This is a genomic window from Verrucomicrobiales bacterium, from assembly GCA_016793885.1.
In the GTDB taxonomy this organism is placed as follows: Bacteria; Verrucomicrobiota; Verrucomicrobiia; order Limisphaerales; family UBA11320; genus UBA11320.
The window spans coordinates 82,867-102,184 of record JAEUHE010000031.1 but is presented as its reverse complement, the minus strand read 5'-3'; the positions used below and the strand labels follow the sequence as shown (position 1 = coordinate 102,184).

Annotated in this window: 10 protein-coding genes; 9 read left to right on the top strand and 1 reads right to left on the bottom strand. The window is 59.1% G+C overall.

Translation table 11 applies throughout. The annotated features are described in order from the left end of the window. The first annotated feature begins 304 nt into the window (after positions 1-304). The 4 genes from JNN07_04105 to JNN07_04090 all read left to right on the top strand — a co-directional run bounded on the left by JNN07_04105 (position 305) and on the right by JNN07_04090 (position 5,517). Entirely contained in the window at positions 305-1,972 is a 1,668-nt protein-coding gene (locus JNN07_04105; GenBank protein ID MBL9166901.1) for a peptide ABC transporter substrate-binding protein, read from the top strand. Positions 1,973-2,001: 29 nt separating this feature from the next. Beyond that, entirely contained in the window at positions 2,002-2,970 is a 969-nt protein-coding gene (locus JNN07_04100; protein ID MBL9166900.1) for an ABC transporter permease, read from the top strand. 36 nt (positions 2,971-3,006) lie between these two features. Continuing rightward, complete coding sequence (locus JNN07_04095) at positions 3,007-3,972, top strand: ABC transporter permease (protein ID MBL9166899.1); 966 nt, start codon at positions 3,007-3,009, stop codon at positions 3,970-3,972. A gap of 93 nt (positions 3,973-4,065) precedes the next feature. Further along, complete coding sequence (locus tag JNN07_04090) at positions 4,066-5,517, top strand: hypothetical protein (protein MBL9166898.1); 1,452 nt, start codon at positions 4,066-4,068, stop codon at positions 5,515-5,517. Positions 5,518-5,550: 33 nt separating this feature from the next. On the opposite strand, the gene JNN07_04085 is transcribed toward JNN07_04090, so the two are convergent. After that, complete coding sequence (locus tag JNN07_04085; GenBank protein MBL9166897.1) at positions 5,551-6,351, bottom strand: thioredoxin family protein; 801 nt, start codon at positions 6,349-6,351, stop codon at positions 5,551-5,553. A 137-nt stretch (positions 6,352-6,488) separates the two neighbouring features. Here JNN07_04085 and JNN07_04080 point away from each other — a divergent pair, with 137 nt between their 5' ends. The 5 genes from JNN07_04080 to JNN07_04060 all read left to right on the top strand — a co-directional run bounded on the left by JNN07_04080 (position 6,489) and on the right by JNN07_04060 (position 19,257). Then, positions 6,489-7,844 carry a POT family MFS transporter gene (locus JNN07_04080; GenBank protein MBL9166896.1) on the top strand — a complete coding sequence of 452 codons (1,356 nt, stop codon included), beginning with the start codon at positions 6,489-6,491 and terminating at the stop codon, positions 7,842-7,844. A gap of 293 nt (positions 7,845-8,137) precedes the next feature. Continuing rightward, positions 8,138-8,473 (top strand): hypothetical protein, encoded by a 336-nt coding sequence (locus JNN07_04075; protein ID MBL9166895.1) that lies wholly within the window; start codon positions 8,138-8,140, stop codon positions 8,471-8,473. Between the two features lie 30 nt (positions 8,474-8,503). Continuing rightward, positions 8,504-9,532, top strand: coding sequence for a hypothetical protein (locus JNN07_04070; GenBank protein MBL9166894.1), 1,029 nt, complete (start codon positions 8,504-8,506; stop codon positions 9,530-9,532). Positions 9,533-9,656: 124 nt separating this feature from the next. Continuing rightward, on the top strand, positions 9,657-15,860 hold the full coding sequence (locus JNN07_04065) for a hypothetical protein (GenBank protein ID MBL9166893.1): 6,204 nt from the start codon (positions 9,657-9,659) through the stop codon (positions 15,858-15,860). Positions 15,861-15,867: 7 nt separating this feature from the next. Beyond that, the gene (locus JNN07_04060; protein ID MBL9166892.1) at positions 15,868-19,257 is read left to right on the top strand and encodes a hypothetical protein; all 3,390 of its coding nucleotides are present in this window, start codon (positions 15,868-15,870) and stop codon (positions 19,255-19,257) included. The last annotated feature ends 61 nt before the right edge of the window (positions 19,258-19,318 follow it).

Here is a 19,318-nt window from a genome sequence, read left to right as displayed (position 1 = left end):
TGTTTCCTGCCCGTTATGCAGCTTAATAAACTCCGTCACTGTTTGGGGACTCGATACGTCGAGGTGCTTAGTTGAGTTTTTCATGTAATACCGCTAGCACACCTCAAACAGTGACTTTGCTCAACTGCATGGATTGGGCTAAAGCCGGAACTCCGTACGGGGAGCGGCCTTGGAGTATGGAGTTCCTGCTTTAGCAGGGATGGCGTGCGAACGCTTTTTCGCGCTTGAGGTTCGATCGCGCAAACGCTCTTGTTTGGGGTGTGCGGTTGTGTATGACACGCTCGCTTCGATTACCATGCCAGCTTTGAGTCCATCTGCTCGAAAGTCCGAATCAGATCTGGGTCCCGCATTTCGGGCACTCCTCCAGGGCTTTGGAGCTGTCTTTGTCGTGGCATTGGCCATCATGCTAACCGGTTGCGTACGCCACGAGCCGAAGGCTGACTTGGTCCTGATCAACGGTACTGAGCCGGAGAGCCTGGATCCCGCGATCTGCACAGGGCAGCCGGACGGCCGGGTCGCAGCCGGGCTTTTTGAGGGCCTCACTCGATTGGATCCGGTTACCGCCGCGCCCAGCCCGGGGATCGCGGAGCGTTGGGAGATCTCTCCCGACGGCCTGCGTTACCGATTCTTTCTCCGGACAAACGCCCTTTGGTCCACCGGGGAACCAATTACGAGCGAGGATGTGGTGTATTCTTGGCGTCGGGTGATCGATCCGGCCACCGCGGCCGATTACGCCGGCCAGCTCTATTACGTGAAGAATGGGGAGCCCATCAGCACGGGCAAGATCAAGGATCTCACCCAGCTGGGGGTCCGCGCCGTGCATCCCCATCTGGTGGAAGTCGAGCTGGAGAATCCCACCGCATTTTTTCTCGAGCTCTGCGCCTTTCGCACCTTGGCAGTCGTGCCTCGGCAGACGATCGAGAAATATGGAGATCGATGGCTGATGGCCAAGCCGCTTCCCACCAGCGGATGCTACACCCTGGAGAGCTGGCGGGTGAACGATAAGGTTCGGCTGCGCAAGAATCCCAAGCACTGGGACGCCGCCAACATCTTGAATGAGGTGGTGGACTTGGTGCATCTCGAATCGGCGAATACGGCTCTGAATCTGTTCGAGACCGGGCAGGCCGATGTCATCTGGGACAAAACCCTGATCCCGATGGAGCTGATGGACGTGCTCAAGCATCGTCCCTCCACCCACTTTTTCAGCTATCTGGCGACCTATTTCGTTCGCTTCAACGTAACTCGCCCGCCCTTCAACGACGTTCGAGTTCGTCAAGCGCTCGCGATGTCGGTGGATAAGGTTCGAATCGCCACCCACATCATGCAGGGCGGAGAAAAGCCCGCCTCCACCCTGGTGCCGCCCGGCACCGCCAACTATGCCGGTCCGGAGGGGCTTCCCTATGACCCCGAGCGGGCGCGCCAGCTTTTGGCAGAAGCCGGCTATCCTGGTGGAAAGGGCTTTCCGTCCTTCCACTACCTGTTCAACACCGCGAAGCAGCATGAGCAGGTGGCCGTCGAGCTGCAGCAGATGTGGAAAAAGGAACTGGGCATTCAGCTCGAGCTGCGGAACACGGAGTGGAAGGTTTATCTGGCCGATCAGAGCGCGGTGAATTTTGATCTAAGCCGCAGTGCCTGGGTCGGGGACTACAACGACGCCAATACCTTCCTCGACATGTTCATGAGCAACAATGGGAACAATCGAACCGGATGGAAGAACTCCCGCTACGATGAGCTGATGCGAAAGGCGAACGCGATGACCGATCTCAAACAGCGGGCAAGTCTGCTGTCGCAGGCCGAGAAGATCCTGGTCTTCGATGAGTCGCCGATCCTCCCTTTGTTCTATTACGCCGGCATCACATTTTATGATCCGGACCGAATCGAAGGTATTCACGCCAACCTGTTGGATGAGCATGCGATCTATCCGATTCGGAAAAAGCCCAAGACGCCGGGTGTTCCGGCGGGGCGAAAATAGCGCTCGCACGACACCATTTAACTCTGGGTATGTGGATTCATATCACACGACGGTTGCTGGGGTTGATCCCGCTGCTGCTGGTTATCAGCTGGGTTTCCTTCCAGTTGGTGCGCATTGCGCCCGGCGGTCCTTTCGACAAGGAACGCAAGCCGGCTTCGCCCGAAATTGAACGCGCGCTGCTCGCGAAATACCATCTCGACGATCCCACCTGGAAACAGTATCTGCGTTTCCTCGGCGTGCTCCGCGAGCCGGATGGCAAGGGTGGCACCCGTTGGTCGGAGGGTGGCCTGATCAAGGGCGACCTGGGTCCCTCCTTCAAGTATCGCAACCACAGTGTGAACGATGTGCTAGCCCAAGGGTTGCCGGTCTCGATGACGCTGGGGCTGCTGGCGTTCCTGTTTGCCTTGGGGGTCGGCATCCCAACCGGGGTCTACACAGCGCTGCGACGCGGCGAGTGGGGAGATTACATCGGGAGCTTTTTTGCTTTGCTGGCTTTCTGCATCCCGGGATTTGTGGTCGGCCCGCTGCTCATCATGGCTTTCGGCATGCACTACCGGATCTTTCCCGTGGCGCTGTGGGACTCTCCTTGGCACGCGGTGCTGCCGACCATTGCCTTGGGGCTTTATTTTGCCGGCCGGATCTCCCGGCTCATGCGGGAAGGCATGACCGAGGTGCTGAAGGAGGGCTACATCACCACGGCTCGAGCCAAGGGCCTGAGCGAATCGACGGTGGTGATCAAGCACGCCCTGCGGCTGGCCATCTTGCCGGTGGTTTCCTATTGTGGTCCACTGCTGGCCGATCTGCTGACCGGCTCCTTTGTCGTGGAGAATCTGTTCCGAATCCCGGGCATTGGCGTGTTCTTAGTGAACGCCGCCTTGGGGCGCGACTACCCGATGGTCGTGGGTCTCGTCCTCGTGTACGCCCTGATGCTGGTACTGCTCAATCTGGTGGTTGACATCAGTTACAGCTTTTTGGATCGGCGGGTAAAGCCCGGTTGAGAGGGCGTCGGCCCGCTTCCTTGAGAACGTTATTCCATGCAAACCCCGGATTCATCCCCAGCGATTCAGCCGCAGGCCCTGCCAGCGCTGCACCTGACTCCCAACCAACGGGCTCGCCGTCGTTTCCTTCGCAACTTCCCGGCGGTGGTGAGCTTGGTGTTTCTCTCGGCACTCCTGGCCGTAGTCCTTCTTTGGCCGGCTCTGGCACCTTACGCCTTCGATGCGACTTCTGATCTCCAGTTCCAGCCTCCCAGTTCCAAACACTGGTTTGGCACCGATATTCATGGACGAGACCTGCTCACCCGGGTGTTTTATGGGGCTCGGATCTCGCTGCTGGTGGGGCTGGTAGGGGCGGCGGTCGCAGTGGTGATTGGAGTGAGTTGGGGAGCCGTGGCAGGCTTCAAAGGGGGGAGCGTCGACAGCATGGCCATGAGGATCGTGGATATCCTCTACAGTCTGCCTTCCATCATTTTTGTCATCGTGATGATTACAACCCTTGAAGGCTTGGTGCGGAACCGTTTGCAAGGGTGGTTCGGGTGGGGCACGGAAGCGACCGGATACTGTCGGCTCCTCTTCCTGTTTGTTGGACTGGGGGCTATCTCCTGGTTGAACATGGCTCGCATCGTTCGTGGGCAGGTGCTGGGGCTTCGGCATCGCACGTTTGTGGACGCGAGCATCGCGCTGGGAGCGAGCCCGCTCCGAATCCTGGTGCGCCATATTTTACCCAACATCTATGGGGTGGTCATCGTTTATGCGACCTTGACAGTGCCGGCGATCATTCTCTACGAGAGTTTCTTGAGCTATTTGGGAATGGGCATTCAGCCCCCGATGGCCAGCTGGGGATCGCTGATATCGGACGGGGCCTCCCAGCTCAACCCGATCCGCGTCTATTGGTGGCTCATTGCTTTCCCAGCCGGGATGTTGGTGGTCGCGTTGCTGGCTTTGAATTTTGTGGGGGACGGGCTGCGTGACGCTTGGGATCCCAAGGGTCGTTCGGATTGATTTCTTGGCTTTAGGTTTGGCTCTGACTGGCGATTAAGAGCCCAGAAAGGCGGACGGTGAGTCGGAACCTCGGCCACTGTAACCGAAGTGATTATGTCCCAGGGCGATGCCAAGTCTCATTCCTTTTTACGAGGGTTGCAGCGGTTGATTTTCGATCTGCAAACCCCGCCTGCCGGCGTGCATCCGCTGACCCGCGGCCAGGAAGCGATCGCTCGGGCCTATTCCTCTGGGCCTTCGCTGGCGGCCTGGCATCAGGGGGTGGTGTTGCAGGTTCGGGGCGTGCTGGATCTGGGCGCGTTGGAGACGGCACTCGGCCACCTTCAGCGCCGGCAAGCAGTCTTGCGATCCGCGGTGACGGCAGAAAACGGATCCTTCCGCATCGCGATTGCGGAAACGTGCGTGGTGCCTTTGTTGCACACCAATGTGGAGTCGCTGGCTCCTGAGTTGCGCGAGGACTTTGAACAGAAGACCATTCAGGACGACTTTGCCTGGGGGTTCGACCTCTCGGTGGCGCCCCTCTGGCGCGTCCGTTTGATTCGGCGGTCGGCGGATGACTTCCTGATGATTTTTGTTTTTCATCAATTGATCGCCGATGGCGCCTCTCTGGAGGTGGTATTCAGCGAGTTGAGCGAACATTACGCGGCGGTTTGCTCGGGCAGCGAACCTTGGCTGCCGCCGCTACAGGGGTCCTTCGCTGCGTTTGCCAGCCGGCCCGAACCGACGGCGGCAGAACGTCAGGAATCCCCAGCCTGGAACTATTGGCACGGGATCACTTTATCGATTCCTCCTCAGCCCGTCTCTGCCTGGGCAGGCAACTCTCCCGCAGGCGCGGTGCGTCAGCCGGGAGTGTGCTGTTCTCGATATCTCGGATTTCCCCGTGCCTTTAGCGATCAGCTTCGGCCCGCAGCCCTTCACGCCTCGGCTTCCATCGGCGCGGTGGTGATCTCCGGGCTGGCATTGGCTTTGAAGGGAATCCTTGGGATCAAGGAACCGATGCTCGCGACGGAAGCTCCGGGCCGTCCATCGGAGCTGGAGAACGAACTGGTGGGATGCTTCTCCAACTTTCTTGCGCTCCGCCTGACACCTCGGGAATCCCTCCCATTCTCAAAGTTAGTTGAGCAGGTCGGGGTGCGCCTGACTGAGGCGTTCACGCATCCCGATGTTCCGTTCTCGGCATTGTTTCCCCTCGCCTACGGTTCTTGTGAAGCGGGGCGTCCGGGTCCGCGAGTGCTGGTGACTTATTCGGGGCGTGGATGGGAGATGCCCGACTTGGGGGAAGCTTCGGCCAGCGTGTTCGAGGTCCGGCGAGGACCAGGTTGCTTTGATCTGATCCTGGATTTGCGCGAAGGTCCTGACGGCTTGGCGGGGTGGGCGGCCTTCGACTCGACAGTGGTCGATCCAGAGCAGATGGAGCTTTTCCTGAATGGGTTTCGCGCGCTCCTGCTCTATGCTGCTCAGAACGATCATCTCTCTCTTACCCAGTTGCTGAGCCATACCAGGCCACTGGCCGGGCCTGAGCTCGGGCAACTACCTCAAGCGGCCTAGCCGCTCTGGCTGTCTGTTCTGGCCTGGGGCTGGCTACCTGCTCAGCCGGAGTTCCCGGTCCTGTTCCTCGGAATCGACGCGGATGATCACCGAGGTGTCGCGAATCTCGATGCAATGCACCCGAACCGTTTTGTTTCCCACTACCACACGAACATCATCTCCAGCCGCCAGCGTCTCGTTGTTGATAAGAGCGACGCGGCGTTTGGGAGGGCCGGAGATGCTCTTGAGGCGGAGATCATCCTCCGCTGGCTTTGAGGCCCGAGCATTGCCGGTCACCCAAGGCAGAAGCGATTTTCCAGACGGTGCCGGTGCCGTCGGGGCGGTCTTTTCCGCAGTGGCGAGGTGTGGTTGGCCGCTGGGCGCGCTGGCTGGTTTTCCACTCATCTGCTGTAACGCGGCGATCAAAGGCTTGGGGCCGCCGGGGCGGTATCCGGTCCGACCGATTTCATCCCCGTTGGGACCGAGGACGACCAAGGTAGGTTTGCCTTGGGCGTTGTATCGCCCCACCAGCGCTCGGTTGGCGCTCAACTGCGCCTCGCTCAGGCTCTTCTTCTTAGGGATGTCAACTTCGAGCAGCACCAGATTTTGCGCCGCATAGGCCCGGAACTCGGGTTGATCGAAGACCTCTTCCTTGAGCTTCATGCACCAGCCGCACCAATCGGAACCTGTGAAGTTGATCAGCACGAGTTTGTTCTGCTGACGTGCTAGGGCCTTGGCCGCCGGGTAGTCAGTTAGCCACTGGTTGGCGCAGAGGGGAAACGTAGTGCCCCAGAGGGCCAGCGCACCGGCGAGGGCCATCCAGACTTGCAGAAGGCGATGTTTGCGGCATTCCATAACGTCAACGTAATTCAGGCTGCGCGCATCGGAGATGCGCTCCTTCTAACAACGGCAGGATGATCCGGAAACTTAACCCCATCTTCCTGATCCGGGCTTCACAACTCGCTGTGGGTGAAGATATCCTATTCCTCGACATGGCTAAGCAACCTTACGCGACCGCTCCGTTCCCCGTTTCGACCATGCCTCCCGGCGTGCCCTACATCATCGGCAACGAAGCGGCAGAGCGTTTTTCTTATTATGGGATGCGCGCCATCCTGATGGTGTTCATGACGCAGTATCTGCGCGACAAGGCCGGTGAAAAGGCCCCGCTCAGCAAGGACGAGGCCATGGTCTATTACCATTCGTTTCAATCGGCTGCTTACTTTTTTCCGATGCTGGGAGCTTTATTGGCCGACGTGTTTCTGGGGAAATATTGGACGATTATGGTGCTCTCGATCGTCTATTGTTTCGGGCATTTGGCTTTGGCTCTGGACGACACTTTGACCGGTTTGACCATCGGTCTGACCTTGATCGCCATCGGCTCAGGCGGAATCAAGCCCTGCGTTTCGGCCCATGTGGGCGATCAATTTGGGAAGAACAATCGTCATCTCCTGGAGAAGGTCTTTTATTGGTTCTATTTCTCGATCAACGCGGGATCGTTTGTCTCAACCCTCTGGATCCCCAAACTCCTGCGGGAACACGGACCCAATGTGGCGTTTGGTGTTCCGGGGTTGCTCATGTTGGTGGCTACCTGGGTTTTTTGGCTGGGACGTCACCGGTTCGTGCATATTCCGGCGGCGGGCATGGGTTTTGTGAAGGAGGTATTCAGTCGCGAGGGCCTGGGAGTCATGGCGCGGCTCAGCGTCATCTACCTGTTCATCGCCGCCTTCTGGTGCCTGAGCGATCAGGCCTATTCCGCCTGGGTTCTGCAGGCGGACCACATGAATCGGGTGTTCCTGGGAAGCGAGTGGTTGCCGGATCAGGTGAACGCGGTCAATCCGCTGCTCGTCCTGGTCTTTATCCCCTTGTTTTCGTACGTACTCTATCCGGCGGTGGGTCGGATCGTGGAGTTGACGGCCCTGCGGAAGATAGGTCTGGGATTGGTCATGCCCGTGATCGCTTTCGTTCTTTCCGCCTGGATCGAGCGGGAGATCGCCGCGGGCCAGCGGCCCAACATCGTTTGGCAGCTCTTGGGGCATGCGTTGCTGACGGCGGGGGAGGTGCTCGCCTATGGGACTTGCCTCGAGTTTTCGTATCGCCAGGCCCCTCCGCGCATGAAGTCGATCATCATGTCGCTGATGCTGGCTTCAATCTCCCTGGGCAACGGTCTGACGGCAGTGGTGAATCATTGGAATCAGAATTCCGACGGTACCTCCAAGTTGAGCGGGTCGGACTACTACCTGGCCTTTGCCTTGTTCATGGCGGTAGCCACCGTGGTCTACGTGCCCTTTGCGATGCGTTTTAAGGAGCGTTCCTATCTGCAGGGGGAGACAAGCAGTAGTGGTTCGTGAACGCCATGGGTATGATTTTTTTCCGGGTGAGGACAGCCAAGATCCCCCTCCGGGGGGTGGGAAAGCTGTAGAGGGCTACAGCACTCCATACGGGTCACCTGTTTCGCGAAGTGTCTTGGAGTGCGGTAGCCCTCTACCGCTTTTCAGGACCCGACGGAGTCGGAAATTGCTGCTGGTTCAGATGCGCCCTCACCTGGAAATACTCACGCCCACCTGGCTCGAGCCTCACTCCAGGCTTGTCTTCCCGAACCGCAGACGGATAAAGTTCAAGCTGTCGTCGAAACCCATGACCCATGATCCGACTGGCTGTTATTCGTAACGTACAGTGCCCAGTGCTCTGGACAATCCTGAGTGGTCTTTTCGTGTTGGGTGGGTTGTTTGTCTCCGCCTCGGAGCCCCGGATTACCGGAATCGATCTTCTTTCCCCCAAGCTGCTAGTGGTGCACTTCGACACCGAGCCCAATCGTACCTATGTTGTTCAGGTTTCCAGCTCGGGCCTCTCGAATGCCAGCCCGGCCGTGTGGAGAGATTTTTTTGTCGCCCCAGCTTTCCCCTTTGCAAACCACTATGTCGTGGCTGACTCCATCACCAACCAGCAGCGGTTTTATCGGCTGCTCGCCAAGCCCTAATCGGCTGTTCTTCCCCGGGGCACTGACTGAATGAAAACATCGAGATGTAGGCGGTTACCAGTCGGTTTGGTGCAGAGGGGCATTCTTCCTGGAATACTGTTCGGGAGCACCTTTGGCGGTGAGACTTGCGATCTGTGTGCGATCAACAATGCAGCAAGCACGCGGCCAGACGGGGGACGCGGTTTTGTGTTGAGTCTGGCCCAGCAGTTCGTACCTGCGGGTACGGTACAGCTTGAAGGACGCCAGCTCCCGGCCTCCATTTTGGATACTGTGTTTCTAGACAGCTTCCAGACCCATGTCGTGCCCACCTACAATGTCTCAGATCGGCTGGGCTTCAGCCTGAACCTGCCCTATGTGCATCGAAGCTTCAACCGCTTGCAGTTGACGCCGACCGGTGTGAGTTCGGAACGAGGAACGGAGCAGGGCTTGGGTGATGTGTCGGCCATCGTGAGGTTCGCTCCGGTGCAGGTCCAGAAGATGAAATGGTCTTTTGGGATCAACACTTATGCTGGAGCCAAGCTTCCGACAGGCGATGCGACCCGTGTTCGCGAGGAAGCGGAATCGACTCGGGAGCTGGACGCGCTGTATGGGGTCGGACATCAGCACGCCGTCAGCGGGGTGCACCTTCGGGATCTCGCGCTGGGGACCGGCTCCTGGGATGGGGTTTTCGGTCTCGCGGTCAATAGCCGCTGGAGCCGCTGGTTTCTGAATAGCCAGGCTCAGTACTACCTCCGCACCCGCGGAGAATCGGGGTACCGGTATGGCAGTCAGTGGATGCTTTCCACGGGTCCTGGTGCCTATCTAATTACCAGGGAGAGCTTTACGGTCAGCGTGCAGGCCCTCGTCTCGTACGATGAGGTGGCGCCTGATCGGGTTTTTTCCCATGACGTGAGCAGCACGGGCATGCGTGCTTGGTATCTAGGGCCGGACATCCGGGTCACCGTCGGGGAGCATGCAAGCATCAGCGCCGGAGTTGATCTTCCGATCTCGGTGGACAACCGAGGGTTACAGAATGTCCCGGACTTTCGTTTCCACGGTGGCCTTAGCTGGAGATTTTGATATTCCCGAACACCGGCTCCCTGAGCTGGCAATTCTTCGGCGTCGTAGGGACAAGTGCGTCAGGCTGCTAGTGGGGTTTAACTCTTCATAACAGAGGCCGATTCTATACGTCATAGTGAGCGCGATGACGTATTTGCGAACGATAATCCTGTTTTTCCTGGTCGTTCGTTCGGGCTGGGCTGGACTTCCGGTTTATGAGGGTTTTCCCTACGCCAATGGGAGCCCCCTGGGCGGGCAAGTGCCGGCGGGCGGAGGTTGGACCTGGATTAAGCTCGGAGTTCCTGCCGATCCTGATTTGGTGCTGGGGGCTGGTAACCTTTCCTACATAGGCCTCCCTTCGTCGACGGGACGGAGTTTACGTCCCGCGAACACCAACCTGAGCGGCGCTCGTCTCGTCTGGAATGACTCCGTAGGCAGCGGACCCCTGTTCTATTCCGTTCTGCTTCGGCTCAGTTCCCTGAGCGGTATGGCGGGCGTGTCGACGGTAGCAGGATTCGACTCGATTACCGGCACCAATTTTCCAGCCGCCACCGCTCTCTTCGGCCGCCTGCTCGTCCGTCCGACGGCGGGTGGCTACCAGGTGGGTTTGGGAAGAAACACCAGCGTTCAAGCGAACGCCTCCTGGGCAACAAATGTTCTCACTTCCTCCGACGTGGTTTATGTGGTGGTGGGCTACAACTTCATCCCGGGCAATCTGGATGTGTCGCGGTTGTGGCTGAATCCGGACTCCTCGACGCTGGGAGCCGGGGCAGCCCCCGTTGCCACCTTGACCAATGTGGTCGGAACCCCCGCCTCCCAACTCGGGCTCTCGCTCAACAGTCTCGCTTTGTTTCAAGGTCCCAACGCGCCTGCAGCGACGATCGTTGATGAACTGCGCGTCGCCTCGACCTGGGCCACGGTGACATCCACAACGGGCGCGCCCCCGGCGACGGTGGGTGGTCTCGTGGAGACGCTTTCTTCCTTTCGGAGTCTCAGCACCAACGGGTTTGTCATGGACTCTGATCAGGATTCTCTGCAGGCGGACCCCGCTTACAATCGTGAGGCAGTGAGGGCCGAATCCATCGTGCTATTTCAAAATACCAACACGGCCCAGATTGCCTCGACTTATGTGTTCAGCTATCGATTGCTGGACAGCGCGGGGCTGGTATATCCGATTGCTGCCTTGGGTTCGAACTCGACGAACGCCACTTCCACCTACGATTCGACCAATCAGGTCAATCTCCTCGCTGGCGCGAGCGTCGCGATCACCAATGTGGTGGGGCTTCAGCCACTGCGTCGATTGGTTCCCGGTGAGGCTTATCGGGTGGAGTTTAGTCTGGTGGAACCGGGTGCGGGTGCGACGGGAATTTCGGCCAGCGACATCGCTCGCGTTTACTACCATTTCACCAACACCGTGAGCGCGGACTCGGTGCTCAACGTGATCGGTTCCTTGGACAGTCTCGGGTTGGATCGTGGATTTGCGGTGGTGGGAGGCGCTCAACCCTCTTTCCTCTTCACGGTCGGCGCGACCTTGCGCCGTTACGATTCGTTCTCCGCGGCCTCCCCTGGACCCGCTGCGTCAGTCCCGGTGAACTTTTCTTGGGAACTGCGGCAGGTCCCGGGCGGGAACCTGATTCCGCTGAGGCAAACCCAGCTGAGCACCAATGAGCTGTTGGCTGCCTACCTGGCAGGTTCTCCGCGCCAACCGGTCGTTTCCAGCAAGAGCTATGCGATCAGTGTCGAGCCGGCTAGCGGAGTTCAACTCAGCTCCCTCAGCGCCTACGAGCTCCGAGTGACGATGACACACGCAGAGAGCACGAGTGGTCCGGTGGTAACTGTTACCGATGGGATACAATCGACGGGTGCCCAGACCTTGCTCCACTTCAACGGCCAGCTCCAGTTTGCGACGAGTGCCGGCACCTTCACCTCCATAGCCAATTCGCCATCACCCCTGGGCACTAACAATGCGGGGGTTCAAGCCAATCTCAGGGTATCCGCGGGGAATGGTCAGGTAACGGGAGCACAACCTCCGCTGACTTTTGGCGGAAACACGACGCTTTCGATTCGACTTCTCACCAATGGCACGGCGCAAGTGCTCAGTGGGAGCTACGCCCTCAGCCTAGCCGCGCCGGTGGACAAGGTCGTTCAAGGCTTCGAGTATTCAGTTTCCACCGGACTTTCGTTGGGCGCTGCGGGGCTTCTGGGAACCGTTGAGCTGAGGCTGCCTCAGGGCTTCGGGTATCGGGTGGGTAATGTGGACTCACCGCTCTGTCGCAGTCGAGTCACGTTTACCAACGCTCCCCTCAATGCAGGCAATTTGCGCCCGGCTCAGGATTTGAGTTTCGTTGAGCCCGCGGGGATTTATTCCGCGGAGGAGGGGCGGCCGGTCTGGTTTCAGTCTACCGGTTTCACTTGGAAATCGTCCGCTGGAGTTCTGGAGATTGTCCCGACCGGGGTTTTGTCAGCGCGCGGAGGCGATTATGAAACGCTTCGAGGCAAAACGAACGTGCTCCAAACTCTCAGCTTGGCTGAGAAGCCATCCAACGATCATTACTGGGACTACGTGGATGTGGTGTCCTCGGCGACCGTTCAGATTCGGGCTGACTCGTCTCATCGCGCCCTAGCTACCTACGATGTGCATCTGCGGGAGGGCGGGGGAAGCTTTGAAACGCACTTTCCCTCCGACACCGTGTTGTCCTGGTCGGGCAGGGGGAAGATTTCGATCCGTGATGATCTAGTCGTTCCCGCCACCAGCAATTTGCCTGGCCCTGATGACATCAAGCTCAGCTATGAGCTGACCTGCGCCGACTGCGGAGCCATTCCTATTCTCCCCGGCACGGAGTCGATTACGAACGCCCCGGTGGGTGCATTGCGGTTCACCCCCGATGGCGGGCTCGCTACTCCGACTACTTTCAGCTCTCCCTTTGACCTGCGCTGGGGGAAACACGACGGGTCCGACTATGCTCATCAGGCCTTGGACTTCACCAAGGCTGCCTTTCACATGGCCGGCACCATGCTCGTCGCGGAATCGGTGGAGTTGGACCTGGCACTGCACCCCACGGCGTTGCTGTACGCCTCGGTCGACAGTGCGACGGGAGCGGTGGTGGGGCGTCCTGGCCAGGGTGGTGGAACGGCCCAACTCAACTACGAAGATGGGCTGGGGGATTATGCGGGATTGAACTTCAAGCCCGCTACGAACTCGACGCCGCAGGGGAGAAGTCGCATCGCGAATCAGAACTCAGGACTCTATACTCTGAGCAACGCCGCGAAATATTACGTTCGCCGGGGAGGGGTATTTGGACGGCATGAAGCGATTCCGGGGGCTTTTTCGATCGAAGGTATCTATGGCTACCAGGGATCCATCAGCAATCTCAGCGTGTCGTTCTTGAACGGGAAACCCTTCCAGTCCGCCATCCAGGGCCATATCAACCTGCCATTCCCGGCGGGCATCGATGTGGAGCTGTCGCAGTTGGAACTCAACTGCAGCGGACAGTTGGTCGGCACCCCGGGTGCCACTCGCGATCAGAGGCTCTACCTGAACTACTGGAACACCTGGATCACCATCAACGGGCTGGCCTTTGAGCGTCTGACGGAGACGAGCACCAATGGGTGGAGGATTCTTTTGAACACCTCCTGTGATGCCTCGGACTACCGGCTCACGTTCGATGTGAGCCTCGCCCCCGTCGGGTTCCGTGGCAGTAACTTCACTGGGCGAGTGTTTTTCGAAACCAACGGCACCCTGATCTCCAAGTCCTCCGGATACTTTGGTGCGGATTCGCGCCTAAAGGGGCCAACCACGGTGCGCTTCGATGGGCCGGGCGGCAGCACCTATTCGCTCACACCCGTCTGCGACGGGTATCTCAACAACTACGATAACGCGAAACAGGCCGATTCGGGATGGTTCAACGTGATTGGGGATCTGAACGTTGCCTTCTTTGAGGATATCCCGGTACACCTGCATGTGAGTGGGGGGAGTGCCCAATCCGCGGCGCTCTACCTAATGGGTGGATGGCCCACGTCGGGATTTGCCGACAATTACGGATGGAGGGATGGCAGTGCAGACTTTTTCAACGTCTCCTATTTTGACGAGGCGAACAATGGCAAGCCCGGCGGAACCGTGGCCAGCTATCGCGATCAGACCACCGAGCTTTACAACCCTCGAGCTCAAAAGGTCTGGGCGGAAGTTGTCAAATTCGACTATCCGTTGGTGTGGTCCTCCGCCAGTCGCTCCTTTGCGGGGTTGGCGCCGAAGGTCAAGGACTTGCTGGTTCTCGAAACCCAGAGCCGATTGGAGTACTTGGACAATCAAACCGCCGACCTGACTTTTGGGCTGAAGTACGAAGGTCTGCCGGTCATGAATCTCACCGAGATGTTGCTCGAGGAGAGCGGACTTTCAGCAGCGCTCAGCAAGGTCGTTGAGGCGCAGTTGGGTGTCTTCGACAAGGGCCTGGGTCAATTGGGCGAGATCCTCAACGCGGATCCGAAGGTATTCCTCGATCCCATCTTGGATCAGGTATTGGACCCCATTCTGGATGACCTTTATGACGAGCTCGAGTCGCGCTACGAAGCTGTGTCTCCGTGCTCTTTCGTGACGGAGGCCGATCCTCTCCTGAACGACTATTATCTGACGCGATCCGGAACCGGCTCGAGTGTCGCCTCCGAGTTGAAGACGATGGCGGGTAGGTTTGATGAAGCGCAGAGCGTCATCGGGAAGACCGACGCTTACCTGGCGGATGCGCAGTTTGCGATTGATGCCGTTGCTGGGACGATCACGCGTGATGCCGACGGCGCGTCGATCGGCACCCAGGTGGGGTTCATCACCCAGCAAGGATTGGAACGCGCCACCGGGCGGGAGATGGTCTCGCAGGTGTTGGGTGATCTCGCCGGGGTGGTGGTCGACGCCGGTATCACGGCGATGATCGATGAGTTATTGGGCGACGAAGATCTTCCGCTCGATGAGATCGAGCAGACCTTGGGTGAGCTTCGAGATCAACTGGGTGATCTGCGGAACAGGCTCAAGGCGTCCGGCGACCTGGCTTTGAATCTATCCGCGGTCTTTACCACCGCGGCGGCGGATTTGGATGCCGCGGCCCAGCGCAGCAAGCAGGATGCCTCCGCCTACCTTTCCAGCTTCGTCTGCACCGTGGACGATCCTTTCCTGGATGTAGCCGAAGAGACCTTCAAGACCACCCTGAAGAACCAGATCAAGAATCAGTTTTACGCGACCGGTGTCCCGGCTGCGGTGCAGACCGTCCTGCGTGAAGTGGTCTATGATTTGAACGGACTGTTGGTCGAGGCCGTGAATAGCGCCATCGCCGAGTTGAATCGAGTGGTCGAAAAGGTTCTGGATGAGAACCTAGGTGGACTAGTCGAGCAGCACGCGCCGCTGCTGGGAGATTTGGCCGATGCCTTGGGAGCTGCGGAAATCAAAGGGGCGGCGGTGATCAATGGTGATAGTTTGGAGAGTCTGCGTTTGGACACCCGCTTGCGTATGGCGCTGAATGGCGATCAGAACAACCCGGAGGAGGGCTCGCTCCTGGAATTCGCGGCCTGGTTCCAGATCAAGAACGACAATAACAATGGCAACGACGGCACCTGCACCCTGGGATCGGGGGATGCCACCGAGGTCAGCTTGGGTGCCGATGCGTCCATCCCTGGGTTCCTTACGGATGACTTCCGGCTCGCGTTCGACTTTTTGTTCGGCTTCCAGCCGGACCCCTTCAAGCCCCTTCAGGTGGGCGGCGGATTCGACATTCCGGTGCCGATACCCGTGGCTCCCCCATTTATTCGTCTGACGGGCATCGGCGGCGATGCTTCCTTTGGCGCGAAGGAGAATTACTTCTCCGCGAGCGCGGATGCCAAGCTGATCGAGCTGGTGGACGCTACGGGTGGTTTGATGATTGGGAAGACGTGCTCCTACAAGCCCTTCGAGGGTTGGGCTCCGGAGGCGGAACGGGTGATCGGCGTCAGCACATCGGTCATGGAACGGGATGGTTGGGCCGGGATCTACACCGAGGTGGACATGGGCTTGTCGTTGGGGACCGAGGGCTGCTGGCTGCGCGCGGAGTATGGCGGCAGCGGAGGAGTGGGTTTCCGTTGGGACGACCCGACGGTATTTGGTACGGCCTCAGGATACGTGAGCGGAGATTTCCTGTGTGTGGTGGGTGGGGGCGCTTCGTTTGAGTTGCTGGCGTCCGCCAAGCTGGGTGACATCATGTCCGGTCAGCTTATCGAGGATTTGTTCATGCAAGGATGCGCCACGATAGAAGCCACCATTCTCTTTGTGAAGGTGAGCCCAACGGTCTGTATTACCTACCAGAACGGGATTTTTGACGCGTATGAGAAATAGGCTGATTGTGAGGAGACTCCTCCTCCTTTTTCAGATGGTCGCCGGCGGCCTTTCGATCTGGGCCGCCCCGCTGCCCCAGGAAAAGTGGGTGGCCTCCGCGGGCACCACCTGGCGGGACGCTGCCGGTCGTAACTGGGCCTACTTGCTTTGGCAGGCAGCCGATCCTTCCCAGCTGAAAGGCAAGAGCTTTGCGGTGTACCACAAGCTGGGGGAGGCCAACTCCACCAATGTGTATACCTTGCAGACGGTCGTGAAGCAGCAGGCTGACACTCGGGTCATCGACCCTCTCCTTCAGCGCTCGGTGAACATCGGTCAGAATCTGTCCCAGCTCGAGGACTCCATTGATGGCTTGTTCAACAAGGTAATTCCCGTCGGAACCCTGACCCTGGCTGCCAAGCTTTCCGCGGTCATTCGAGGTGGGGACGATGCCGAACATCTCGCGAGAATGGTACTCTTGGCTCGGCGATATCCGGGTGCGGCCTTGGCCTTGGGCATGGCCTGGACCGAGGTGATGCCTGCCAGTGTGGTGACCTACGAGATTCGCGAGCACGATTTCGCTACCGGACAGGACATTACTGTTCTCGGCCGGCTGACGCTGAATACCGCCATCGCTCCCATTCTCCCCGCTCCGGGTGCCCCGGTGCAGCTGCCGGAGGATCGGGCGCGCGCCGACCTGACGGCCGCGGTGCGTTGGGCCTCACCAGACCCCTTGCGGCGTCTGGCTCCCTTGCAACATGGGTTTAACCTGTATCGTGTCGATGGTGGCCTCGCGGTTTCTCTGGGATGGAACACCGCGCCGCCCGCTCCGGGTGTTCTCGCTTCGATGATGTTGACCAACCCATACGTGCATCGCGTGAATCGTTCACCGATCCTGATTCCCAAGGAGTTTACGGCGGCAGACGTGGCTGATTTTGCCAAAGATGGCGTCACTGTCTTTGCTCAGGATCGCAATGATCGATATGCCGGCGGTCCTGGTTTTCGCGATGGCGATAACGTGTGCTATGTGGTCGCGGCCTCGGATCTCTTGGGTCGTGATGGCAACTACTCGCTCGCAGGCTGCGTGACGATTTGCGATCGGATCCCGCCCCCGATTCCGCGGGGCGTGAAGGTTCAAAACGACTATCGATTTACAGCTGGAGGCGGCACTAAGCACCTAAAACTGAACTGGGATGAAGATCCGCGCGGGGCGTCGAATCGAGTGCGGCGGTACTACATTCATCGATGGAACTCCCGGAGTGAGATGCATTCCAAGACGACCCTGGCTCAGAACCGGGTAGGGGTCGTGGAGTGGGTGCCGGGGACACGATTGGAGTTCGTGGACTTAGGAGTCGGATCTCCTCAACGAGCCAAGGATGAGGGAAAAGTGTACTGGTACACTGTGCATGCCGTGCAGGAGACTGCGTGCGGAGAACTGGTCTCAGGGCCGAGTGCTCCTGCCTATGGCATCCTGAGAGATCGCGTGGGGCCGCGCGCTGAGCCGCCGACGTTAACGATCCGGAATGTGAAGCCCCAGGTGGTTCAGCTCGGCAGTCGCACCATCGAAGGGGATAAGCCGGGTGCGGGACTGGCGCGCTATCGATTTGTCTGCGAACGGGAGTCCAGTGACGTGGCCTGGGCTGAGTTCCTAGTGGTGGACCCGTTGTTGTCACCGTCGCAGTTGTATAGCCTGGGACGCCACTACTTTCATCCGTTGAGCAACCGTGTCTCGGCCGTGATGGTGACCAGCAACTCCCAGGCTGCTCCTACCGTGTACCTCGCTGCTGGTTTGGCGAATGGAGTTTCAGGACCGGCGCAACCCTTCACCTTGAACCGACCTGCCCCGGGAGCTTTGGGATTCGGCACGGAACACCGATTCTCGGCGTCCAGCGTTTGGTCGAACTCGGTGGCTAAGCCGGGCGATACCCACTATCCCCGGCCGCTGCTTTCCTCGCAGCAGGGAACGGCTCCCGTGGTCGGGGTAAGGCTGGATATCCCGCTGGATCCTTCCACCAAGGAATGGCGAGTGTATCGCCGTCTGGATGGTGGTGATGAGGTCCTGCTCGATCACGGTGAGGTCACTAACGACGTCGCGGGACGGGTGGCGCTCGCTGGCACTGCGACCTCCCTGCAATTCACCGACTCTTCCATGCCGATTAACTCGGCCGATGCGAGCTACGCGATCCAGCTGGTCGACAAGCACGGCAATCCTGGGCTTCGTGCCTACTCAACCCCTGTCTTCCTGGCCGGAATGCTGAGTGCACCGACTCTCCTGGCGGTGTGGAGCGTCACGAATGTGACCGCCACAAACTCCGGCAGCGAAATGCAGATCGAGTGGAGCAGCTCCGGCTACGGCGTCACTCGCTATCGAATCTGGATTGGTGATGCCTCCTCCATCCGGCTGATCTCTGGATTTGTGCGGCCGATCACGATTCCGGGTGGAACGTTAAACTCTCCGATCGAGCTGACCTACGAGTATCCTCCGGTCCAACGCCGGGACTTTTACTACAACGGCACCGTCACCAACTTGCCCTGCACGGTCATTGAAACCACCAAGATCGGGAATCGGCTCGGTTACGGACCCACGTTCACGAACATCATCGATCGGACCGGCATGGGTGATCAATACGTGCTGGTCGAGGCTATTGGAGTGGATGGGACCGTCAGCGAAGCCAGCAATGTGCTGCTGCTTCCCGGCACCCAGTGGAAGCTGGGACAGCCCACGGCTTCCGCCTCGGTTCCCTGGCCATCGCTCCCTTTGCCTCCGCTCAACACGACGAACTGGACGGTGAAAGCCCGACGTTTAACCACCGGTAACTATGATGGCGTAGGAGTGCGCATCGGGTTTGCGAACGTGATCGGAGCCACTCCCAACCTTCAACCTCCCGGGGGAAGGTTCGGAGCGATCAGCGGTCAGATGGATCCGCTGAGCCTGTTGCTACGGAATACTGCCACGGGTGAACTGCTCTTTGGGAAGGATACGACGGTCAGCTACACAGGGTCCAGCCTGAGCGTGCCCCGTATTGAACTGAGCGTGCCGCTGCTTTCGGATCGCGGCGCCGGGGTGGTGATGTACCGAGCCCAGAAGCCAAGCGCTCGATGGCCCAACCCGGCCACGGACTTGGTCCAGGTGACTCCCCTGATGGAGGCGATTGCCTACGAATCCAAGGCCTCCGCTCCCGCGTCGTTGGTGTCCAGTCCGCAAGCGGCGATCCATGACCCATTTATCGGAGTCTTCCTGCGGGATCCCACCGAGCCCTTCAGCTATGGTGGATATGGGCCGTACAACCGAGACATCTGCCTGGTGGATACCCAGCCGATGATGGAAGAGGCCATCTATCAGTATTTCCTGGTTCGCCTGGGGCCGAATCGTGAGTTGATCGAGATCATTCCAACCAATGATGTGGAGGTGATGCCGTGAGTTTCCATTCGTGCTGTTGGCAAAGATGGGCCTCTCGGTCTGTTGTTGCCGGGTTCATTTT